Raw genomic sequence first — 20,253 nt, forward strand, 5'->3', positions numbered from 1 at the left:
CCATGACTCTGACCGAAACAGCGACCACATTGCCTCGTGGTCCTCAGAGGGAAGGTCTCTACCACCCGTCGAACGAACATGATGCGTGTGGCGTGGCCTTTGTTGCCGACATTTACGGTCGCCAGACTCATGACATTGTCGAAAAGGGCATTCAGGCACTGGTCAACCTCGACCACCGCGGTGCCGCCGGCGCTGAGAAGACCACCGGCGACGGTGCCGGCATTCTCATTCAGGTTCCGGATGCCTACTACCGTGCTGAGCTGAGCAAGGAAGGCGTCATTTTGCCGCCGGCTGGCACCTATGCCACCGGTATTGCATTCCTGCCGCAGTCGCGCATGGCCACCCTCGATGCCATCCGGGCTATTGAAGACATCTGCGCCGAAGAGGGCATCGAGATCTTGGCATGGCGCGATGTGCCGATTAACGCTGACGGGCTTGGCCAGATGGCTCGCCAGGCTATGCCGGTGCTGCGTCAGCTCTTCGTTACCGCGAAGAACTACGAGGGTCGCCAGCTCAGCAATATCGATCTCGACCGCAAGATGTTCTTCCTGCGTAAGCGCTGCGAGCGTGAGCTGGGTGAACAGGGCGCCGGCGAGGGCTCTGGTGGCGACACCGTGTATTTCCCGTCGCTGTCCAGCCGCACGATCGTCTACAAGGGCATGCTGACTACTCCGCAGCTGAAGGATTTCTACCTTGACCTGCAGCAGAAGGAAGTCACTTCCGCGCTCGCCATCGTGCACTCGCGCTTTTCCACGAACACTTTCCCGTCCTGGCCGCTGGCACATCCGTACCGCTACGTCGCTCACAATGGCGAAATCAACACCGTGCGCGGCAACGAGAACTGGATGCGCGCCCGCGAGTCGCTGATTCGCTCTGGCAAGCTGGGCAACATCGACCGCGCGCTGCCGGTGTGCGACCCCAACGGTTCTGACACTGCGCGTTTCGACGAGGCCCTGGAGTTACTGCATCTCGGTGGTCGTAGTCTCCCGCATGCGGTCATGATGATGGTTCCGCAGGCCTGGGAGCACGACGACAATCTCAGCCCGCAGGTTCGCGCGTTCTACGAGTACCACGCCTGCCTGATGGAGCCGTGGGACGGCCCCGCTGCCATCTGCTTTACCGACGGCCAGGTCATCGGTGCCACCCTGGATCGCAATGGTCTGCGCCCGGGGCGCATCTGGGTGACCGACGAGGGCCTGGTGGTGATGGCCTCCGAAGCTGGTGTCCTGGATATCCCGCCGGAGCAGATTGTGCAGCGCACGCGCGTGCAGCCGGGGCGCATGTTCCTGGTGGACATGAAGGCCGGTCGCATTATTGAGGACAAGGAGATTAAGTCCACGCTGGCCGCCACCGGTCCATACGAGGAATGGATCAAAGAGGGCCTGGTCGACATCACCGACCTGCCACGAGAGCGCTACCAGTACATGCCGCATGCCCGCGCGGTGTTGCGGCAGCGCGTCTTCGGCATCACCGAGGAAGACGTTGACCTAATCATCCGCCCGATGGCACTCACCGGCGCGGAGGGCCTGGGTTCGATGGGCTCAGACACGCCGATTGCGGCACTGTCCAACCGCCCTCGCATGCTGTTCGACTTCTTCTCGCAGCGGTTCGCGCAGGTTACCAACCCGCCGTTGGACTCGCTGCGCGAAAAGTCCATCACCAGCATGAATACGTTGCTGGGTGCAGAGACCAACATCCTGGAGCCCACCGCCGATGCCGCCCGTCGCATCCGGCTTGAGCATCCAATCCTGGACAACCACGACTTTGTCACCCTGTGCCAGGCGGGCAAGAACGAGGAGTACTCCGAGTTCCGTGCCGAGGTCATCTCTGGCCTGTACCCGGTCGCCCGCGGTGGCCGTGGCCTGCGCAACGCTATCCGTCGTGTCCGCCGTGAGGTCTCTGAAGCCATTGACCGTGGTGCCCGACTGATTGTACTGTCTGACCGTGAGTCCAACGAGCGCTTTGCGCCGATCCCGTCGCTGCTGCTGACCTCCGCGGTCCACCACCACCTGGTGGAGGAACGCACTCGCACGCGCGCCAGCCTCATCATTGAGGCTGGCGACGCACGCGAGGTGCACCACATGGCCATGCTGCTGGGCTTTGGCGCCGATGCCATTAACCCATACATGGCTTTCGAAACCATCGATGAGCTGCGTATGAAGGACCAGCTCGGTGATCTGACGCTGGATCAGGCCTGCTCGAACTACTGTAAGGCCGCCTCCAAGGGCGTGCTGAAGGTCATGTCCAAAATGGGTATCGCTTCACTGCAGTCCTACCGTGGCGCACAGCTGGCCGACACCGTCGGTCTGTCGCAGGAGTTCCTGGACGAGTACTTCACCGGCGCTGTTTCTCCGCTGGAGGGCATTGGCCTCGACGAGGTCGCAGAAGACGTTGCAGCTCGTCACCGCAGCGCATTCCTGCCGCGTCCGGAAGAGCAAGCACACCGCGAGCTGGATCTCGGCGGCGAGTACAAGTGGCGCCGCGAAGGCGAGTACCACCTATTCAACCCGGAGACCATCTACACGCTGCAGCATGCGACCCGCACTGGTCAGTACGCGGTCTTCCGCGACTACACCAACAAGGTCGATGAGCAGACCAAGCAGCTGGCAACCCTGCGTGGCATGCTCGAGTTCGTCTCGGATCGCGAGCCGATCGACATTGATGAGGTCGAGCCGGTTTCCAGCATCGTCAAGCGTTTCTCCACCGGCGCGATGAGCTACGGCTCCATCTCTGCGGAGGCACATGAGACGCTGGCCATCGCTATGAATCGCCTGGGTGCGATGTCCAATTCCGGCGAGGGCGGCGAAGATCCAGACCGTTTCGAAATGGAGGCCAACGGCGATTGGAAACGCTCTGCCATCAAGCAGGTAGCTTCGGGTCGCTTCGGTGTGACCAGCCATTACCTGTCCAACTGCACCGACATCCAGATCAAGATGGCCCAGGGTGCAAAGCCCGGCGAAGGTGGCCAGCTGCCACCGAACAAGGTCTACCCGTGGATTGCGGAAGTGCGCATCACCACCCCGGGCGTGGGTCTGATCTCGCCACCACCGCATCACGACATCTACTCGATTGAGGATTTGGCGCAGCTCATTTACGACCTCAAGAACGCCAATCCGCGCGCCCGCATTCACGTGAAGCTCGTCTCCGAGCAGGGTGTGGGTACTGTCGCCGCTGGTGTGTCGAAGGCGCATGCCGACGTTGTGTTGATCTCCGGCCACGATGGCGGCACCGGCGCCTCGCCGCTGACCAGCCTCAAGCACGCCGGTGGTCCGTGGGAGCTGGGGCTCGCTGAAACCCAGCAGACCCTGATGCTCAACGGGTTGCGCGACCGCATCCGCGTGCAGTGCGATGGCCAGCTCAAGACCGGTCGCGATGTCGTGGTCGCGATGCTGTTGGGCGCTGAGGAGTTTGGTTTTGCCACCGCTCCGCTGGTGGTTGAGGGCTGCGTCATGATGCGCGTCTGCCACCTGGACACCTGCCCAGTCGGTATTGCCACCCAGAATCCGACGTTGCGGAGCAAGTTCACCGGCCGTGCCGAGCACGTGGTCAACTTCTTCACCTTCATCGCCCAGCAGGTCCGTGAATACCTCGCTGAGCTGGGTTTCCGCACCATCGATGAAGCGGTCGGACATGCCGAGTGCCTGCGTCCGCGCAAGAATTTGGGCAACCTTCCGCGCGTCGCAAAGCTTGACCTGGAGCGAATCCTGCACGTTGCCGAGAGCCCCTTCTTCGTGGACCAGGATTCCTACTGCACGAAGGCGCAGGACCACGGGCTTGAGGGTGCGTTGGACGAGCGCCTCATCGACGAAGCGCAGCCCGCGCTGCGTACGGCGCGCGCGAATGGGTTGGCGCCGACGCCAGTGGCGCTGCACCACGCCATCAGCAATGTGAACCGTTCCGTGGGCACGCGGCTCGGGTACGAAGTCACCAAAGTCGCAGGTAAGCAGGGGCTTGCCGACGACTCCATCGTCGTCAACCTGCTCGGTTCCGCCGGTAACTCGCTGGGCGCGTTCCTGCCGGCCGGTGTGACTATCAAGCTGGAGGGCGATGCCAACGACTTCGTCGGCAAGGGCCTATGCGGAGGCAAGATTGTGGTCCGACCTTCACGTTCGACCCCGCCAACCGCGGATGTGGCTACCGACACGATTGCCGGCAACGTCATTGGTTTCGGTGCCACTAGCGGTGAAATCTTCGTCCGCGGCACCGTCGGCGAGCGCTTCTGCGTGCGTAACTCCGGTGCCACGGCCGTGGTCGAGGGCATCGGTAACCACGGTTGCGAGTACATGACCGGTGGCCGCGTCGTAGTGGCGGGCCCGGTCGGTCACAACTTCGGCGCCGGTATGAGTGGCGGTATCGCCTACCTGCTGGATAACGAGGCGACGCGGGCGAACATCAACACCGAGTTGGTCGACATCGTGCCTCTCGACGATGAGGACATCAGCTGGCTGGAGGCAACGCTGTCGAAGCACCGCAAGCTCACGGGTTCTAAGACTCGGTTCCCGGCCGCACAGTTCATCAAAATTATGCCGCGTGATTACGCCCGAATTCTCGACGTAGTCGCGAAGGCAAAGGACAACGACGCTGACATCAACGAGGCAATCATGGAGGCAGTAACCAATGGCTGATCCGAAGGGTTTCATGAAATTCCAGCGCGAAGAGCCTGCTCATCGCCCGGTTCCGCTGCGTCTGATGGACTGGAAAGAGGTCTATGAGGAGGCTAGTCAGGAGCACCTGCAACAGCAGGCGACCCGCTGCATGGACTGCGGCGTGCCGTTTTGTCACTCGGCCTGTCCTCTGGGCAACATCATTCCGGAGTGGAATGACCTGGTTCGTCAGAACCGCTGGCACGAGGCTTTCGAGCGCTTGCACGCCACCAATAACTTTCCCGAGTGGACCGGTCGCCTGTGTCCGGCTCCGTGCGAGGGCGGTTGTGTGCTCGGCATCAATGATGATGCCGTGACCATTAAGAACATCGAGCTGGCCATCGTTGAACGCGGCTTCGATGAGGGCTGGGTGCAGCCGATTGTGCCGACTTTCGACACCGGCCAACACATCGCTGTCATCGGCTCCGGGCCGGCGGGCCTTGCTGCAGCACAGCAGCTGACTCGCGCCGGGCATGATGTCACGGTCTTCGAGCGCGACGACAAGATTGGTGGTCTGATGCGCTACGGCGTGCCGGACTACAAGATGGAGCAGCGTTTCCTCGACCGTCGTCTCGAGCAGATGGAAATCGAGGGCACTGAGTTCCGCACCAACATCTCACCGACGGCTGCTGACCTGGCCGAATTCGATGCAGTGGTCCTAGCTACCGGCGCGTCACTGGCCCGCGACCTGCCTGTCGATGGCCGTGATTTGGAGGGTATTCACCAGGCTATGGAGTACCTGCCGGGTGCCAACCGCGTTGCCGCAGGCGAGCTCGACACCCCGCCGATTGATGCGAAGGGCAAGAAGGTCGTTGTCATTGGCGGCGGTGACACCGGCATTGACTGCTTCGGTACCGCGCTGCGCCAGGGAGCGGCGTCCGTCACGCAGTTCGATATTCGCCCGCGTGCGCCGAAGTCCCGTGCGGCGTCGACTCCGTGGCCGATGTATCCGCTGGTCTGGCGTGTGGCGACTGCCCACGAAGAGGGCGAGTACACCATCACCGGTTCCGAACCACCAGAGGTTACCGAGGCACTCGGCTTCAACGCTCGCGTCACCGGCGAGACCCTGGGCAAGCGCGTCTTCAACGTCAACACCGTCTCCTTCCACGGCGAGGACGGTCACGTGACCGGCCTGTCCGCCAACGAGGTCGAGGTCATCGATGGCAAGCGTGTGCCTATGGAGGATACGGATTTCGAACTCGATGCCGACCTAGTTCTCATCGCGCTGGGCTTCTCCGGTCCGGAGCGCGGTGGTCTGTCGCATGAGCTGGGGATTCAGTTCAACGATCGCGGTGTGATGATGCGTGACGACGACTACCTCGCCGTGCGCAGCGACATCGAGCAGAACTTCGACGGTCCCGTGTTCGTGGCCGGTGACAATGGCCGTGGTGCCAGTTTGATTGTGTGGGCTATCGCCGAAGGCCGCGCCTGCGCCGAGGCCGTGGACCAGTACCTGATGGGCGAGTCCAACTTGCCTCGCGCGGTGGAGCCAGAAGACGCTCCAATTAAGTTGTAAACCCTGGTTTAGTTCACCACTATGTTGCCGCGTGCCCCCATTTCGGCATGCACCATCTGGTGGTCGACAAAGCGGTACGTGCCTGGCTCCGGGAATTCGGCCTCAACATAACCACCCTGCGCGGCACCGAGGTCAAGGGCTTGGGCACCGCCCACGCCGTCGTCAAGCAAAAGCGCGCCCTCCTTGTACACGCGATGGAACTGCGTGCCGACGATATGGAAGCTCGTGCCCTTGTTGGGGCCGGCGGCAAGTACCCAGAAACGTACCGTCTCACCTGCGCGAATGCGAATTGGGTGGGTGAGATACTGGTCGGGGTAGCCGTTGAACTTGTAGATATCGGGGTCCTCGGCCATGGTCTTGTCGGCGTCGGGGCTGTCCTCGCCCCAGTAGCTTTCCGACTGCACCAGAAGAACCTCGTGGTCAACATCAGTGAGATTCGGTGGGTCGATGATGACGGCACCGTGCATACCGGCAGCGATGTGCATGGACATGGGCATGGTTGCGCAGTGGTACATCCAGATGCCCGCGCGGTCAGCACGGAAGCGGTACTCAAGCTTCTCACCAGGGGCGATGTCGCGCATTGGCTCGTCCGGCGAAACAATGCCGGCATGAAAGTCGATGGAGTGACTCATGGTGCCGTCATTAATGAGCGTGACGACGAACTCGTCGCCCACCTTGCCGCGCAGAGTTGGCCCCAGCGGTTTGCCGTTGTAAACCCAGTGCTGCTGCTCGACGCCAGGGGCAGCGTAGCCAGTGAATTCGCTGGCCCGCAGCGTGACGTGGTGAACCGTGGCGTCCTCGGCGGGTTCTAATAGCGGGTTGATGGTGGGGGAATCCGGGCCGGGTAGCTCGCCGACATTCCCGAGTGCGCCTGGCGTGGCATGGCCGGAGTGGCTGCCGTGCTCGGTGCGGTGTGAATGATTCGAACCACCTGCATTAACTGTGAGCGTCATGCCCATCTGGCGGTGGCCAGCAATGGTGCACCAACCGTCAATGTCGCCAGGGACGACCGGCACTTCGATGGTGGCGGAGTCGCCGGGGGAGACTCGGCCGGTGTCCTCGCCGGTGGCCAAGCGCAGATCGTGGACTTGGGAATCCGCGTTGACCATGGTGATGACCAGGCGGTCGCCGGGGTTCGCCTCAATGACGTTCGGGGTATAGGTCATATCGTTGGCAGTGACCGTGACCTCGACGGTTTCTCCGGTGGGCGCAACATCACCGGTGGTTTCCATGCTGCTCGTACCACCACCGCTACCGCTCAGCGCAACGCCGACGGATACTACCAGGCCTAATACAGCCAGAGCAGCGGTAGTTTGAGCACCGAGACGACGCGCGGTTGCTTGCAGCTCGACCGGCTTCGGCGATGCTTCCTTGTTAGCTCGTGCCTTCTGGCGTTCCTTCAGCGCACCAATCTGTGCCTTTGCGGCCCGGCCGACCAGCGGTAGGTAGGACACTAATGCGAGGGAGACCAGCGCGGAGACCGCCACCTTGGTCCACGACGGCAGTGGTAGCAGCCACAGTGCCAGACCAATATTGATGGTCGACCAGCGGAATGCGCCCGCACGGTCAAGTTCCTTCATACCTGCTGAGACTGGACCAGCACCTCCGCCGATGGTTGCGGGCAGGAGTTGGCTCATCATGCCGATAAGCAACTGAGCGCCGAAACCGATTACCAGCGGCAGCGTGAGGGTTGAGATTACGAAGCCGTCGTCAAGCGCCTTGACTGTGGCGACTGCGAGTGTGCCGATTAGCCATACGATGGCGGCCGCGACAGACAGCGCCGGGTAGCTGAGACGGTCGCGCGGGTCTTTAGCGACAGTCATGACGTTGTGTGCCCACGGGATGGCGGCTATGACCCAGCCGATAGTGATAATGCCAAGGCCGACCGAGGCGATCCAGTTGAAGCTGGTCAGTGCACCGATCGCGGTAACTGCGATACCTATGAGCTGTACTGCTAGTGCCAGCTTCGGGCGGGAATGCGGCGACATCTGGGTTCGCCACAGCGCTGGGAACATGGTGATGAGCGTGCCGCAGGCCGCGAGCCCGAGGAAGCCAATGAGGTTGACGGCTTCGTGTGCCAATAGGAGGTCGTCGTGAAGCGCTTTGCCCTTCGGAGATGCGAGGATGGCGCCGAGTGCAGCGCCGATGGGCAGTAGGCATGCCGACGCGACGTAGTGCGCAACGGAGATGGCGAATGGCCGATCGCGCTTCGCTACCAGGTCGCGTCCGAGGGAAATCGCATGCCATGCGACGGCGACGCCGATGACCGCCGCGCCGACGGTGGTCACTGGCCACCAGTCACCGAGCTTGCCGACGACCGTTGCGACAATACCTACGTTGAGCAGGTAAATATTTGCCAACTGAATCTTCCGATTGCCAACGGGCACGTCGATTTTCAGTAGCTTTTCGGTGAAGTGGCGGCCCCAGATGAGGATGGAGTTGGTGACGGCGCCGAGGGTAAAGAGATGCACCAACAGCCAACGGCCATCGGTGACGAAAGGGTGAATGAGTGCTGCCACAATGATGGAGGCGAACCACCAGCGCACTGGCATACCGGCCTTGCGATGCCAGGACATGCGGCGCTTCTTGCCAGGCTTAGTAGGCGGTTTGGTTGTGGGGGATTGGGGTTCTGGTGTGGCGTGCGACGACATATATCAATAATACGCATACTGGGTGCGCATTTAATATGGGCGCATGTAAGAGTGCTTTTATTTGGTCGGGTCTTCGCCGTTTTTGTGGGCCTGCCAGAACTGTGTGGTCTTCTGTGTCTGACCCATCCGGTTTTGAATCAGCATCAGGGCAGCAAGGAAGGGCTTCCGGGTGATGAAAGCGCGTGCCCGACGCATTGATGATGTGCTCACGGGGAAGTGTAACCCTTTTGTCAAAAACGATTGTTTGAGTATTCACGCAAATACTTCCTTGAATAAATATCTCAATAAAGAGGTGATTTTGCATTAATTGCAATCGTCAGGAAGTGGTTACGTTAGAAGCTAGTTTGTACAGCTAGTTAGATGAATGTAAACAGATTGAAGCTTCAGTAAACAGTTGGTGAAACGTTGTTTTACCAGGGAGAATGATGAGTGGTAAAGGTGGCTTTTTGGCTACCCGAACGATGGGGTAGCCCTTTGTAGTAGGGGGCTGTAAATGTAGTTCATATCGCATAGTATGCCAAGCCTGTGGAACGCATTGTGCGTAAGAAAATTTAACCAGCAGTAAAAGGCATAAGAATGTTTATCCGAGACTGGAAGCAGCTCGCCTGGTGCGTATTTGACGTACTCGCCTGGCTGATTGCGCTGTCCGCCGCTAACGGAATCGTCCGCGGTGAATTGGTATCTTTCTCTGAAATATCAGGCACTAATTTTTTGGTTGTCGCTGTCGCCGTGGCCGTCATCGTCCTGCTCGGCCTGCTGCTCGGGGAGTACACCAACCCACAACGCGTATGGCCCGGCAGTCGAACTGAAGATATTGTTCTGCTGAGCATCAGCATGGGCGGCGCTACCGCAGCCACTGGGTTAGCTCAAATCCTGAAGACCTTCCCGGAAATTGCGTGGTACGTTCCGTTCGCAGGCGGCTGTGTCGCAACTTTGGCAAGTATCTATACCCGAACTCTCGCTCGCTGGATTACCAACAACTTTGGCTCCCGTCAGACGGATGATCGCTTGATTGTTCTCGGTGCAGGCCGTCGAGCCAAATTCTTTATTAACAGCCTTACGGATTCCGGTATCTCCCGTGAGAACCGCTTCCACTTGGTTGGAATCGTCGATCCCAAAGAAAGCGGCGAGAACCATATTTCTCGTATCCATGGTCTCCGCGTGGTTCGTGGAATTGATCAGCTGGGTGAGCTCGCATCGCGCACTTCGGCGCAGTCGGTCATCATTGCGACTGATGAGCCACTGTCCACTGAGTGCATCAACGTCCTCAACCACATTTGTGAGGAATCGTCGCTGCGCCTGCTCATTCTGCCGCCGGTGGAAGAGTACTCGCGCCACCGTGGTGCTGTCGCTACCTCGCAGGTGCGCGAAATTAACATCGCCGACCTCATTGGCCGTCAGCCTCTGCACCTGGATGAATCCAAGGTCGCTTCCATAATCCGCGGTAAGAAGGTGCTGGTCACCGGCGCTGGAGGTTCTATCGGTTCGGAAATCTGCCGACAGGTTCACCGCTTTGAGCCGGCAGAACTGATCATGCTGGATCGCGATGAGGGCGGCTTGCATGCCACGCAGCTGTCGCTGACGGGTTCGGCGCTTCTCGACGGCTCCGATACCGTCCTGGCTGATATCCGTGACGCGGAGATGCTGACGCAAATCTTCACCGAGCGCAAGCCCGATGTTGTCTACCATGCTGCAGCTCTCAAGCACCTGCCACTGCTGGAGAGCTACCCTGCAGAAGCAGTGCAAACCAATGTCATCGGAACCCAGAACGTCCTGGATGCAGCGGCTGCGGCTAACGTTTCAACCGTTATTAATATTTCCACGGACAAGGCTGCGAACCCGGCCTCGATTCTGGGTGAATCCAAGCGCGCTGCGGAACGTCTGACTGCGCACATGGGGAAAACTCACGAAGGTGTCTGGGCATCTGTCCGCTTCGGTAACGTGTTTGGCTCGCGCGGTTCGGTCATTACGACTTTCCAGCGTCAGATTGAAGAGGGCGGCCCGGTGACGGTGACGCATCCTGACGTTCAGCGCTACTTCATGACCATTCCGGAGGCATCGCAGCTGGTGCTGCAGGCTACCGTTATTGCAGAGTCCGGTGAGACTCTGGTGCTGGAGATGGGTAAGCCGGTCAAGATTGCTGAGCTGGCGGAGAACCTCATTAGGCTCCATGACGCAGACGTAGAGATTGTCTACACGGGTCTTCGTGACGGTGAGAAAATCTCCGAGGACTTGGTTGATGACCGCGAGGTTCCCAAGATCGGTGATCGTCATCCGCTAATCACTGAGGTACGTGTTGAGCCGGAACGGCTGAATTCGCGGATTCTCCCGTGCACACATAATCACGATGCTGCACGTCGTTGGCTTGCAGAGCACGGTGGGGCGCAAAGCAGTATTGAGGCGCATCCCACCGGTGCACAATCACTTGCAACCGCTAGCTCGAAAGCAAAATAGTTAGGATGACTCCCCACCGTGACAACCACCAGCTCCTCTAACTCCGGGCAGCTGGCGCAAAGAGTTCGAACAGTTGCGACGATTTCGGCAGCTTCAGCGCTCGCCGCAGTCGTCGCCTTTGTGGTCAGTATTCTTTCCGCGCGAGTGCTGGGGCCCGCCGGTCGAGGCGAGGTCGCTACCGTTTTGCAGTTCGCCTATATTGTGGCGCCATTCGTCGGATTTGGGGCCGATCGGCTTTTGCTGCGCCGCGATGATTACGACCACGGTCTCATTCCGAGTGGTTTCGCCATGACTGTGGTCGCTCTGATTGCCTGTGCCATCGCAGGAGTCGTCTACGGACCGTGGACGGCAATGGCCGGCGTCGTCGCCTTGGTTACCGTGTCATTTTCCATGGTCCGTGCCATGGCTATCAGCCGCCATCGAGTGTCCTTCTTCGTCGCAGTATTCGTCGGTTTTCAGGGCTCAGTACTGCTAATAAGCGCTGCGCTCTATTTCGCCGGAGTCGAGGACTGGCGCTGGTGGGCTGCGGCCTATATCTTCCCGGCACTGCCACTGGCAATCTGGTCGCTAGCGAAGTCACGCAAACACACCGATTCCCGTGTTGGCGGAGTGGTAGAGACGGCACGAACAAATGCCCCATTCATCGCATCGGGTCTGGGGCCGTTGACGACCACACGCTTGGGTCGCGTTTTGCTGCCGGCGCTGGCCTCACCGGCGTCGTTAGGTCTTTTTGTAGTCGTGGCGACGGCGACGGAACCGCTGTACTGGATCGCGCAGTCAGTCGCCGATCAGCGCACCAGCGACCAGAGGGGTCGCGAACTCACCCCATCTCGTGTGCTCCGACACCTTGGCATAGTCACTGCAGCGTACGGAGCACTTGGTGCGCTCGGTGGGGTGGCACTCTACTTCCTCATCGTGCCGGTATTCGGCCATGAGTTTGAGCCTTCCCGGGAGTTGGTGCTGCCACTGACTATCGCGGCCGTGGTGCTCGGCTGCTACCGACACCTGTGCGGTGAAATTCTCGGCAGCGACAATCCCCGTCGAATTGGCCGAGTGGAGCTCATTTCCGCCGTTATCGCTGTCATTTGTTACCCGATGGGCATTCTTCTCGGAGACGCCCTCGGTCTCGCGTGGACCAGCGCAATTGTCTACTTTGCAGCAGCCGCTGTTGCAGCAGTGGCGCTGATGCAGCCAAGCGGAGGCCAGAAGAATCCATCAACTACCACCGAAGAACTCCCCGTCGACGTAATCGAGGAAGCCTAAACAATGCGAATCACTTATATCCACCAGCACTTTGTTCTCCCCGGTGAGCCGGGTGGTTCCCGACCCTACGAGTTTGCCCGCCGAATGGCCGCCGCAGGCCACGAGGTGACAATGATCTGTGGTCGCGATGAGGCCATGGATAAAACGGTTGATGGTATCCACGTGCGTCGTCTATCGATTCCGTACCGCAATGAAATGTCGAAGCGCGAGCGCATCGTCAGTTTCTTGAACTTCCTGGTGCGAGCCTCTGCGGTCGCTGCCCGTGTGCCTGCCGACGTGATCTACGCGTCCTCGACCCCGCTGACTGTGGCGGTTCCGGGAATCGTGGCGAAGTTTACCCAGCGTGCGCCGTTGGTGGCGGAAATTCGTGACCTGTGGCCAGAGGTGCCGATCAAGTTGGGCTACCTCAATAATCCGGTGGCAATTTTCCTGGCCAAGCAGCTGGAGAAGGCATTTTATGCGGCATCGAGCGAGGTCGTGGCGCTGTCGCCGTCGATGGCCGATGGCGTCAAAGAGGTCGCTCCGAAGAAGCGCGTGACCGTCATTCCGAATGCGTCGGACTTTGAGCGCTTTGATGTCCCGGCCGAGCAGCGTGCAGCTTTCCGAAAGGAGCAGGGCTGGGGCGATGACGTGGTAGCTGTCTATGCCGGTGGTTTTGGCATGTCCTACCAGCTGGAGTGGCTTGTGGATCTGGCGGCGCAGCTGCGTCGTGATGGCGTGGAGAATGTGCGTTTTGTCCTGCTGGGGCAGGGAAGCGACTCGGATGCGTTGTACCAGCGCGCTAAGAACGCTGGCCTTGATGCCGATGCGATGTTCCTCGGCCGTCAGCCGAAGGAAGATGTCGCCAAGTACGTGTCTGCCGCCGATATCGCGCTATCGCCGCTGCGTGATGACCCCTGCCTGGAGGGCAACTCCCTGAACAAGGTCTTCGATGCCATGGCCGCATCGCGTCCGGTGGTGTTCAACCACGGTGGCTGGCTGGAGGAAGCTGCAACCGAGCACGATGCCGGTTGGCGTCTCTCGCGCGATATTCCGACCGCGGCCAAGCGATTCGCTGAGATCATCTCCGACCGCGATGAGCTGCGTGCAGCTGGACAGCGCAACCGCGAACTGGGTGAGAAGCGTTTCGCTCGTGACAGCCTGTACAACCAGCTCATCGAGGTGCTCAACCGCGTCCGAAAGGTGCAGAAGTAATGACTAACGCCGACGCTAACAAGCCCAATGAGCGGATCTTTCTTTCGCTCGCGACAGTCACCGAAGCAGAAGAGCAGGCCGTCGTTCGCGCACTCCACTCTGGTTGGGTGGCTCCGTTGGGACCCGAGGTAGACGCGTTTGAAGCGGAGATTGCCAAGCGCTGCGGTGTTGAGCACGCGCTCGCGCTGTCGTCTGGCACCGCTGGCCTGCACTTGGCGCTGCTTGCGCTGGGGATCGGTGAAGGTGACTACATTCCGGTTTCCACCATGACCTTCGCGGCCACGACCAACGCCATTGCTTACGTTGGTGCTACGCCGGTGTTCGTCGATGCCGCAGAGGACGGAAACATCGACCCTGAGCTGCTGCTCGGCACCGTCGATGAGCTGCTTGCCGAGGGCAAGAGCGTTCCCGCCGTGATGATTGTGGACCTCTTTGGCCGCTGCGCCGATTACCCGGCCTTCGCGCCACGCCTGGAAGAACTCGGCATCGCGCTCATCGAGGACGCCGCCGAGGCGCTCGGTGCCAGTGTCGATGGTCAGCCGGCCGGCAGTTTCGGCCGTGCCGCCGCGCTGTCTTTCAACGGCAACAAAATCATGACCACCTCCGGCGGTGGCATGCTGCTGTCCAACGATGCTGACCTCATCGCCCGCGCGCGCTACCTCTCCACGCAGGCGCGTCAGCCCGTCGCCTGGTACGAACACACCGAAATCGGCTACAACTACCGCCTGTCCAGTCTGCTCGCCGCACTGGGGCGGGCGCAGCACTCGCGTCTGGACGACATGATCGCTCGCCGCCGCCAGATTCGTGATGCGTACATCGATTTGCTCGCCTCGCTTGACGACGATGCCCCTGGTAAAGGTACCCGCTTGCTCTCTGACTCCGACGAGCGTTTCACCGAGAACTGCTGGCTGACCTCAATTGTGTTGCCGCAGGAGGCCGTCGATAAGGGCGTCCTGAGCCCAGACAGCGTGGTTGCAGCACTGGGTGAGGCCAACATTGAGGCTCGTCACCTGTGGAAGCCCATGCACCTACAGCCGGTGTATGAAGGCGCGCGAGCGACCATCAACGGCACCGCTGAGAATCTTTTCTCCCGTGGCATTACTCTTCCTAGTGGTCCGGCGCTGGACGATGACGACGTCGCGCGGGTGATAGGTGTTTTGAAGGAAGTGCTGGGATGACTTCTACAGAGGTAGCTGGAGAAACTGTAAAACAGCGAAAACCAATACTGCAGTCGCTGTTTATTGTGGTGGCCGCGGGAATGTTTGCTGGTGTCCTCTACGTTGGCGACACGACGATGAAGGACGTCTCTTCGGCGCTTCCTGATCTCTCTCTTGCATTGCCGATTTTGGTAATCGTTGCAATCCTTACAGCCATCGGCACCCCAGAAGCGCAGCGCCAGAGTTGGCTGAATGCGATGAAAGGCGCTGGCAATGTAAAGCAGTGGCCGATGGCCGTGTGGGCATTAGTGGCTTTCTATGCCTGGTTGTTCTGGATGATGCTGTCCGGACTGTGGGCCCCCGAAGCTGCCGAAGTTGCTCCTGTCGTTACTGCGTTGATAACGCTTGGGCTCATCGCCACGATGTCAGCAATACTGTTCTATTTGCATCCTCAGGCACTGGTATGGCTGTGGTTAGCAGTAGCCATTTGCTCGCTTATTTTTCTCTACGGTGGCATTACTGGTCCGAAATATGTCGGACGCATGACGGCGTTCGGCGGTGGCCCGAATGTCTTTGCCCGTTTCATGCTGTACGGCATCGCGGCAGCTGTGTTTTTCATGCTGTGGCGTAAGTTCATGTGGGCAGTTCTCTTGTTTGCTGCACCATTTGCTTACGGTCTCGTTGCGTCGGGAAGCCGCGGTGTACTGGTTGCTACCACCGTGGTAGTCCTCTTTACCGCAATAGCTGTGTTTTTTCACTGGGGTTGGAAGTGGGCGACTGTTTTTTACGTCGCAGTCGCCGCAGCGGTCGCGTATGGATACTCGCGGTTCATCGCAGGTACCGAGATTGAAGAGTACTTTAAGACGCGCTTTATCCAGTTGACCTTCGAAAAAGAACATGATTCCGGACGCGGTTATCTCCATGATGAAGCTTTCCGAATCATGAGTGAACACCGCATCTTTGGTGGAGGCCTGCATAGCTTCGTTGTGCTGTCGACACCGAGGTCTTCACGTCCACTGGAGCATCCGCACAATATCTTCTACACAGTCGAATCTGAAGCGGGTGTCATAGGTATCGGCCTGTTTGTGATTGTGCTGGTTGTGCTGGCAATCGCCTGTCGCCACCTATTCAAGTTTCTTCAAGCTGGTCTGACCGCAGCTGTGGCGTTAGCGGTTCTTGTGGCACAGGTTTTTTCCGGCTACTACTACGATTCCCGTTCGCTATGGCTATTTGGCTTTGCAGCAGCATTTACAATGCTGAGCCTACGGCGCCGCGCGCAGGACACAGCATTGGCAGAACCAGAGCTGGAGCCGCAACCAGAACCCGCAGCCGAGCCCGAACCAGTCATGGTCACCGATACCGCGGAGCCGGTTGTGCCGGAGCTGGAGCCAGCGGTGGCCGTCGTCAAGCAAAGTGCGCCTGACAACCAGAATGACCACAAGAAACTGCGCGTTGCGGCAGCGTCGTTTGCCGCGGCCGGTGCAGTGGGTGCAATCGGATGGCTGGTCAGGAACCGTTCCAATGCGGAAGTCGATGCGCGTGCCGAAAAGCTTCTGCGCGAAATGTTCAACGAAAAATAGGAGATAACCAATGGATTCACTGAGCATCCGCGCGCAACGGGTAATTAAGCGTGGCGTCGACATCGCGGCATCTGCAGCGGGCTTGATTGTGCTGTCGCCAGTTATGGGCGCTACGGCTCTGGCAGTGCGACTTTCCATGGGAAAGCCAGTCCTATTCCGCCAGGAACGCCCGGGCCAGGATGGTAAGCCGTTTAATATCCTCAAGTTCCGGACGATGCATCACGTCAATCCGGCAAAGGGGCTTGTCGACGATGCGTCCCGCCTCACGGAGGTGGGAAAGTTCCTTCGGTCCACAAGCTTGGACGAACTCCCGGAGCTCTTTAACGTTCTGCGTGGCGACATGAGCCTCGTTGGTCCGCGCCCGCTGCGCATGAAGTACCTAGAGCGCTATTCGCCGCGCCAAGCACGCCGCCATGAGGTGCCACCGGGAATTACGGGGCTTGCCCAGGTGTCGGGCCGCAATGGCATCACCTGGGAAGAGCGTTTCGAGTACGACGTGCAGTACGTGGATAATTGGTCGCTACTGCTCGATGCAAAGATTCTGCTCGACACGATCTTGGTGGTGCTCAAGCGTGAAGGGATCTCGGAAGAGGGGCAAGTGACCATGACCGAGTTCACCGGTTCGTCGGATAAGGACGTTTCGGCTAACGCAGGTTCTTAATTACGCCCGCGGGAACACCGGCGACAACGGTGTAGTCATCGACGTTTCTGGTAACTGCGGCTCCGGATCCGATGTAAGCTCCCTCGCCGACGGTGAGGCCGGGGTTGATTACGGAGTTGGCGCCTAGTGTGCAGGCCTCGCCAAGCGTGACAAAGCCCGACACGGCATTGAGCGGGAAGATTGTGCAGTAGTCCCGCAGCACTGCATCGTGGCCGATTGTGACATTCATATTGATTTGGGCGTGCTTGCCTACCTCAATATTGCAGGTCAAGCGTGCCCCGGGGCAGATGACCGTGCCCTCTCCGAGCGAGACCAGCGCGCCAATGCTGGTGTCTGGGTGGACCAGAGTCGCAGGCACGAGCCCTTCGGCATCTGCGCGTTGCGCAATCGAACGTCGAGCTGCGCCGCTACCGATTGCGACTGTGTAATAAACCCCCTCGGGCAAGTCCGCGAGGATTTCGGTTTTGCCCAAGAGTTGCACGCCCATTTTGTGGAAAAAGGTCATATCTGGGGTGCCATCATCAATAATGCCTAGGATTTCCCACTGCGGTGGTAGGCCGTTGGCTGCTGCGTAGTCGTTGATGTCCTTGATGAAGCTGACCACGTTTCGCCCAAAACCACCAGCGCCGACGATGACAATTTTTTCGGTCGTCGTGTTGTTAATCCACTGCTTTGGCATGAGGACAATTGTCCCATGCCGTATAGCGGCACCGCCAGGGCAAAAGCGTCGAAGTGAATTTGCACGCTAAGAGATTAGGGGGCGATTGTGTATGGGTGCCAACGTTCGAAGCACCATCGTTTAACGAGGCTGTTCATTCCGGCCTGCTAGTTAAGATGCTGATAAGAAGCAGATGGAGAAGGTCGCGTGAGGGTATGCGGTTAAGGACGAGAGGAGATAGAGAAGAAGATGGTTAAGAAAAATCCTGATTTAGTCAGCGTAAATATCCGTGGTGCAGCGATGGGTTTAACAGATTTCCTGACCCCGTATGAGACATATATGTGCTGGGCTCGATTCGAGTTCTTCCATCCCGATACTCCGAACCCTGAAGCTTTGAAGGATAACCCAAACCTTTATTCATCGCTTGAAATTGGGCAGAATTTTTCTAAACGAGTGGACTGGGGCAACCAAGAAGAAGCATCACGGGGACTTCGGGCTTTGAGTCAGATGCTTCGGAATAGTGACTATTCCGACTGGGAGGGTGAATTAAGGTATGAAGCCTTGATTCAAGATCTCAGCCGCGCTTGCCGTGAAGATGGTTTTAGGTTGTCTTTGGAGAGTCAGAGGATTGAGGAGCCGGAAGGGGTTCCTCTTGATCTTTTCGATTTGAGTAATCTGCCTTCAATCGATGGGGTTACGCGAAAAGTTAAGAAGCTAAACCGAGCTTTAACAATCGAGCATGACTACTTGGAAGTCGTAGGTTACGCGAAGGATGTAATTGAAGCAGTCGCTGCTGCAATTCTTTCCGCTATGGGAATGAAGGATTCGGAAATCATTGATCTCAGGGTGATGGAGAGGGCATCCAAAGTGCATAAAATGCTAGGAATTGGCGAATCAGGGGGAGCTTTGATGACAAGCGAAGCTTTCGAGTCGGTACGTAGAGGACTGAATAAGATGGTTCAGGGTGTAGCGGACCTAAGGTCTCGCCAAACTGACTCAGGACATGGAATGAATGAAGTTCCAGAACTCGATAAAGTAACTGCGGATTTAGCAGTGGACTCTGCTATTGCGTGGTGTCGTTATGTCCTCGGAGTCTATAACCAACGGCAGATATCTCCCTTTTAAGTATTGAAATTTTTTGGTCTTTTCTCTCATTACTAAAAAGTTATCTGTATCTAGTGATTCTTCAGCTGGATTTACTTGGTCTCTGTAGTAGGCTCTTGGCGGCCTATTTTTCCGTTAGAGAAATGGGGAAAGGTTCGAGCTATCTAAACGTTGGTGGATGTGTCTCGAAAAGCTCCATTAGAGTTTTTCTCGTTGCAGTTCGGGAAGGTAAAAGTTCATAACCTAGGAAAGCCTAGGTTGTGTTCGCCGTAAAGCGAGAAATCACTATAGAAAGTGCGACGGAACTATATTTGGGGCTGCAAAGATGCCTAGTAGTGAATCCATAGATTTCCCTGGCGCTGGTTCGAGGCTGAGCTCCGAATCCACCTACCACCAGTATGTGGGATAGCGGAGGCCGCGCAGTCGATTTGCGAGGATGCCAAGCATCACGATCATGATCGACGAAGCGAAAATGAAGCCTATGAAGCGGAAATCGTTGGCAAGCCCATGACCGTGTGGCATCAGCACAGTGACCATAGCGGTAGCGGTGGCAGGGGAGTGCGCCGCGCGAGCAAGAAGCATGAGCGCGAAGGCGACGCCGGCGGCAACCGCTGCAGCAATGATGGTCGAACCCAACATGTGCAGAATTGCGATGCCAGTCGTGCAGCCGATGAGGTGTCCGACCACGACATTTCGTGGCTGAGCCAGAGGCAAGTTGGGCGCACCGACAATAAGCGCCATGGCAGCGCCAATAGGAGGCAGAAATAGCAGGTCAGAGACAGAAGTTGAGATGAGTGCCAGGGTCATCAGCGGCAGGCTCACGGCTACCGAGGCGGCGATAACATGGCGTAGCGGAGGGCGAGGTGGCGCTTCGCTGGCGATCCGGGGCCACTTCGGAGACCGTGAATTAGACATGAGAACGATGTTAGGGTGTGCTGCCTCATCTGCGTCGCGGTTCGAGGTTTTTATTGAAATAGAAGTTTAAATGGGGTGGCTCCCAGGTCTCCCAAGCCTCCAAAGCCGAACCAGACCCGAACCAACCCCGACCATTTTCACCGGGTATGACACACTTAAGGACATGGAGCCTATCGATGTCGCAATCCGGGACGAGTCCATCCGTCTCGGGCAATTCCTGAAGTTGGCCAACCTGGTGGAAACGGGCGGTCTGGCCAAGGAACTCATTGCTGAGGGCCAGGTCAGCGTGAACGGTGAGGTCGACACTCGTCGTGGCAAGGTGCTGCGTCCAGGGGACGTCGTCTCTATTGCTGGTATGTCGGCACGCGTGGCCACTGCCGATGAAGTCGATGATGACTACTTTGATGAGGCCACCGCCGATGATGACTTTGATCCTGAAAAGTGGAGGAACCTGTAA

General features: G+C 58.6%; 14 protein-coding genes. 10 read left to right on the forward strand and 4 right to left on the reverse strand.

Going from position 1 to position 20,253, the window contains the following annotated elements; translation table 11 throughout:
- The first annotated feature begins 2 nt into the window (after positions 1-2).
- Both gltB and HMPREF2920_RS03430 read left to right on the forward strand, forming a co-directional pair.
- The gene (gene gltB, locus HMPREF2920_RS03425; protein ID WP_070854022.1) at positions 3-4,625 is read left to right on the forward strand and encodes a glutamate synthase large subunit; all 4,623 of its coding nucleotides are present in this window, start codon (positions 3-5) and stop codon (positions 4,623-4,625) included.
- Positions 4,618-6,159 (forward strand): glutamate synthase subunit beta, encoded by a 1,542-nt coding sequence (locus HMPREF2920_RS03430; protein ID WP_070854006.1) that lies wholly within the window; start codon positions 4,618-4,620, stop codon positions 6,157-6,159. The genes gltB and HMPREF2920_RS03430 overlap by 8 nt, the downstream gene beginning before the upstream one ends.
- Positions 6,160-6,167: 8 nt before the next feature.
- Here the strand turns inward: HMPREF2920_RS03430 and HMPREF2920_RS03435 are convergent, their stop codons facing one another.
- Together HMPREF2920_RS03435 and HMPREF2920_RS10775 are read right to left on the reverse strand one after the other, a co-directional pair.
- Positions 6,168-8,735 carry a multicopper oxidase domain-containing protein gene (locus tag HMPREF2920_RS03435; protein WP_070854007.1) on the reverse strand — a complete coding sequence of 856 codons (2,568 nt, stop codon included), beginning with the start codon at positions 8,733-8,735 and terminating at the stop codon, positions 6,168-6,170.
- A 132-nt stretch (positions 8,736-8,867) separates the two neighbouring features.
- Positions 8,868-9,020 (reverse strand): hypothetical protein, encoded by a 153-nt coding sequence (locus tag HMPREF2920_RS10775; RefSeq protein WP_161798520.1) that lies wholly within the window; start codon positions 9,018-9,020, stop codon positions 8,868-8,870.
- Between the two features lie 366 nt (positions 9,021-9,386).
- Here HMPREF2920_RS10775 and HMPREF2920_RS03440 point away from each other — a divergent pair, with 366 nt between their 5' ends.
- Genes HMPREF2920_RS03440 through HMPREF2920_RS03465 form a run of 6 tightly spaced genes read left to right on the forward strand, consistent with a single transcriptional unit; the run spans position 9,387 to position 17,119 of the window.
- Positions 9,387-11,264: a polysaccharide biosynthesis protein gene (locus HMPREF2920_RS03440; RefSeq protein WP_070601367.1), complete on the forward strand. Its 1,878-nt coding sequence runs from the start codon at positions 9,387-9,389 to the stop codon at positions 11,262-11,264.
- Positions 11,265-11,282: 18 nt separating this feature from the next.
- Positions 11,283-12,527, forward strand: coding sequence for a lipopolysaccharide biosynthesis protein (locus HMPREF2920_RS03445; protein ID WP_048731977.1), 1,245 nt, complete (start codon positions 11,283-11,285; stop codon positions 12,525-12,527).
- 3 nt (positions 12,528-12,530) lie between these two features.
- Positions 12,531-13,721: a glycosyltransferase family 4 protein gene (locus tag HMPREF2920_RS03450; protein ID WP_070601366.1), complete on the forward strand. Its 1,191-nt coding sequence runs from the start codon at positions 12,531-12,533 to the stop codon at positions 13,719-13,721.
- Positions 13,721-14,899 carry a DegT/DnrJ/EryC1/StrS family aminotransferase gene (locus HMPREF2920_RS03455; protein WP_070601365.1) on the forward strand — a complete coding sequence of 393 codons (1,179 nt, stop codon included), beginning with the start codon at positions 13,721-13,723 and terminating at the stop codon, positions 14,897-14,899. The genes HMPREF2920_RS03450 and HMPREF2920_RS03455 overlap by 1 nt, the downstream gene beginning before the upstream one ends.
- On the forward strand, positions 14,896-16,458 hold the full coding sequence (locus HMPREF2920_RS03460; RefSeq protein ID WP_070601364.1) for an O-antigen ligase family protein: 1,563 nt from the start codon (positions 14,896-14,898) through the stop codon (positions 16,456-16,458). Before HMPREF2920_RS03455 ends, HMPREF2920_RS03460 begins: the two co-directional genes overlap by 4 nt.
- A gap of 10 nt (positions 16,459-16,468) precedes the next feature.
- Entirely contained in the window at positions 16,469-17,119 is a 651-nt protein-coding gene (locus HMPREF2920_RS03465) for a sugar transferase (RefSeq protein ID WP_070601363.1), read from the forward strand.
- On the opposite strand, the gene HMPREF2920_RS03470 is transcribed toward HMPREF2920_RS03465, so the two are convergent.
- Positions 17,103-17,798, reverse strand: coding sequence for an acetyltransferase (locus HMPREF2920_RS03470; RefSeq protein ID WP_070601362.1), 696 nt, complete (start codon positions 17,796-17,798; stop codon positions 17,103-17,105). The two genes, HMPREF2920_RS03465 and HMPREF2920_RS03470, sit on opposite strands and share 17 nt — an antisense overlap.
- Before the next feature lie 228 nt (positions 17,799-18,026).
- Here HMPREF2920_RS03470 and HMPREF2920_RS03475 point away from each other — a divergent pair, with 228 nt between their 5' ends.
- Positions 18,027-18,902 carry an abortive infection family protein gene (locus tag HMPREF2920_RS03475; RefSeq protein ID WP_070601361.1) on the forward strand — a complete coding sequence of 292 codons (876 nt, stop codon included), beginning with the start codon at positions 18,027-18,029 and terminating at the stop codon, positions 18,900-18,902.
- A gap of 366 nt (positions 18,903-19,268) precedes the next feature.
- Here HMPREF2920_RS03475 and HMPREF2920_RS03480 read toward each other — a convergent pair whose 3' ends face one another.
- Positions 19,269-19,796 (reverse strand): HPP family protein, encoded by a 528-nt coding sequence (locus HMPREF2920_RS03480; protein ID WP_049189801.1) that lies wholly within the window; start codon positions 19,794-19,796, stop codon positions 19,269-19,271.
- Between the two features lie 163 nt (positions 19,797-19,959).
- Between HMPREF2920_RS03480 and HMPREF2920_RS03485 the strand changes: the two genes are divergently transcribed.
- Entirely contained in the window at positions 19,960-20,253 is a 294-nt protein-coding gene (locus HMPREF2920_RS03485; RefSeq protein WP_070566500.1) for an RNA-binding S4 domain-containing protein, read from the forward strand.

Source organism: Corynebacterium sp. HMSC075F02, assembly GCF_001838335.1.
In the GTDB taxonomy this organism is placed as follows: Bacteria; Actinomycetota; Actinomycetes; order Mycobacteriales; family Mycobacteriaceae; genus Corynebacterium; species Corynebacterium jeikeium_D.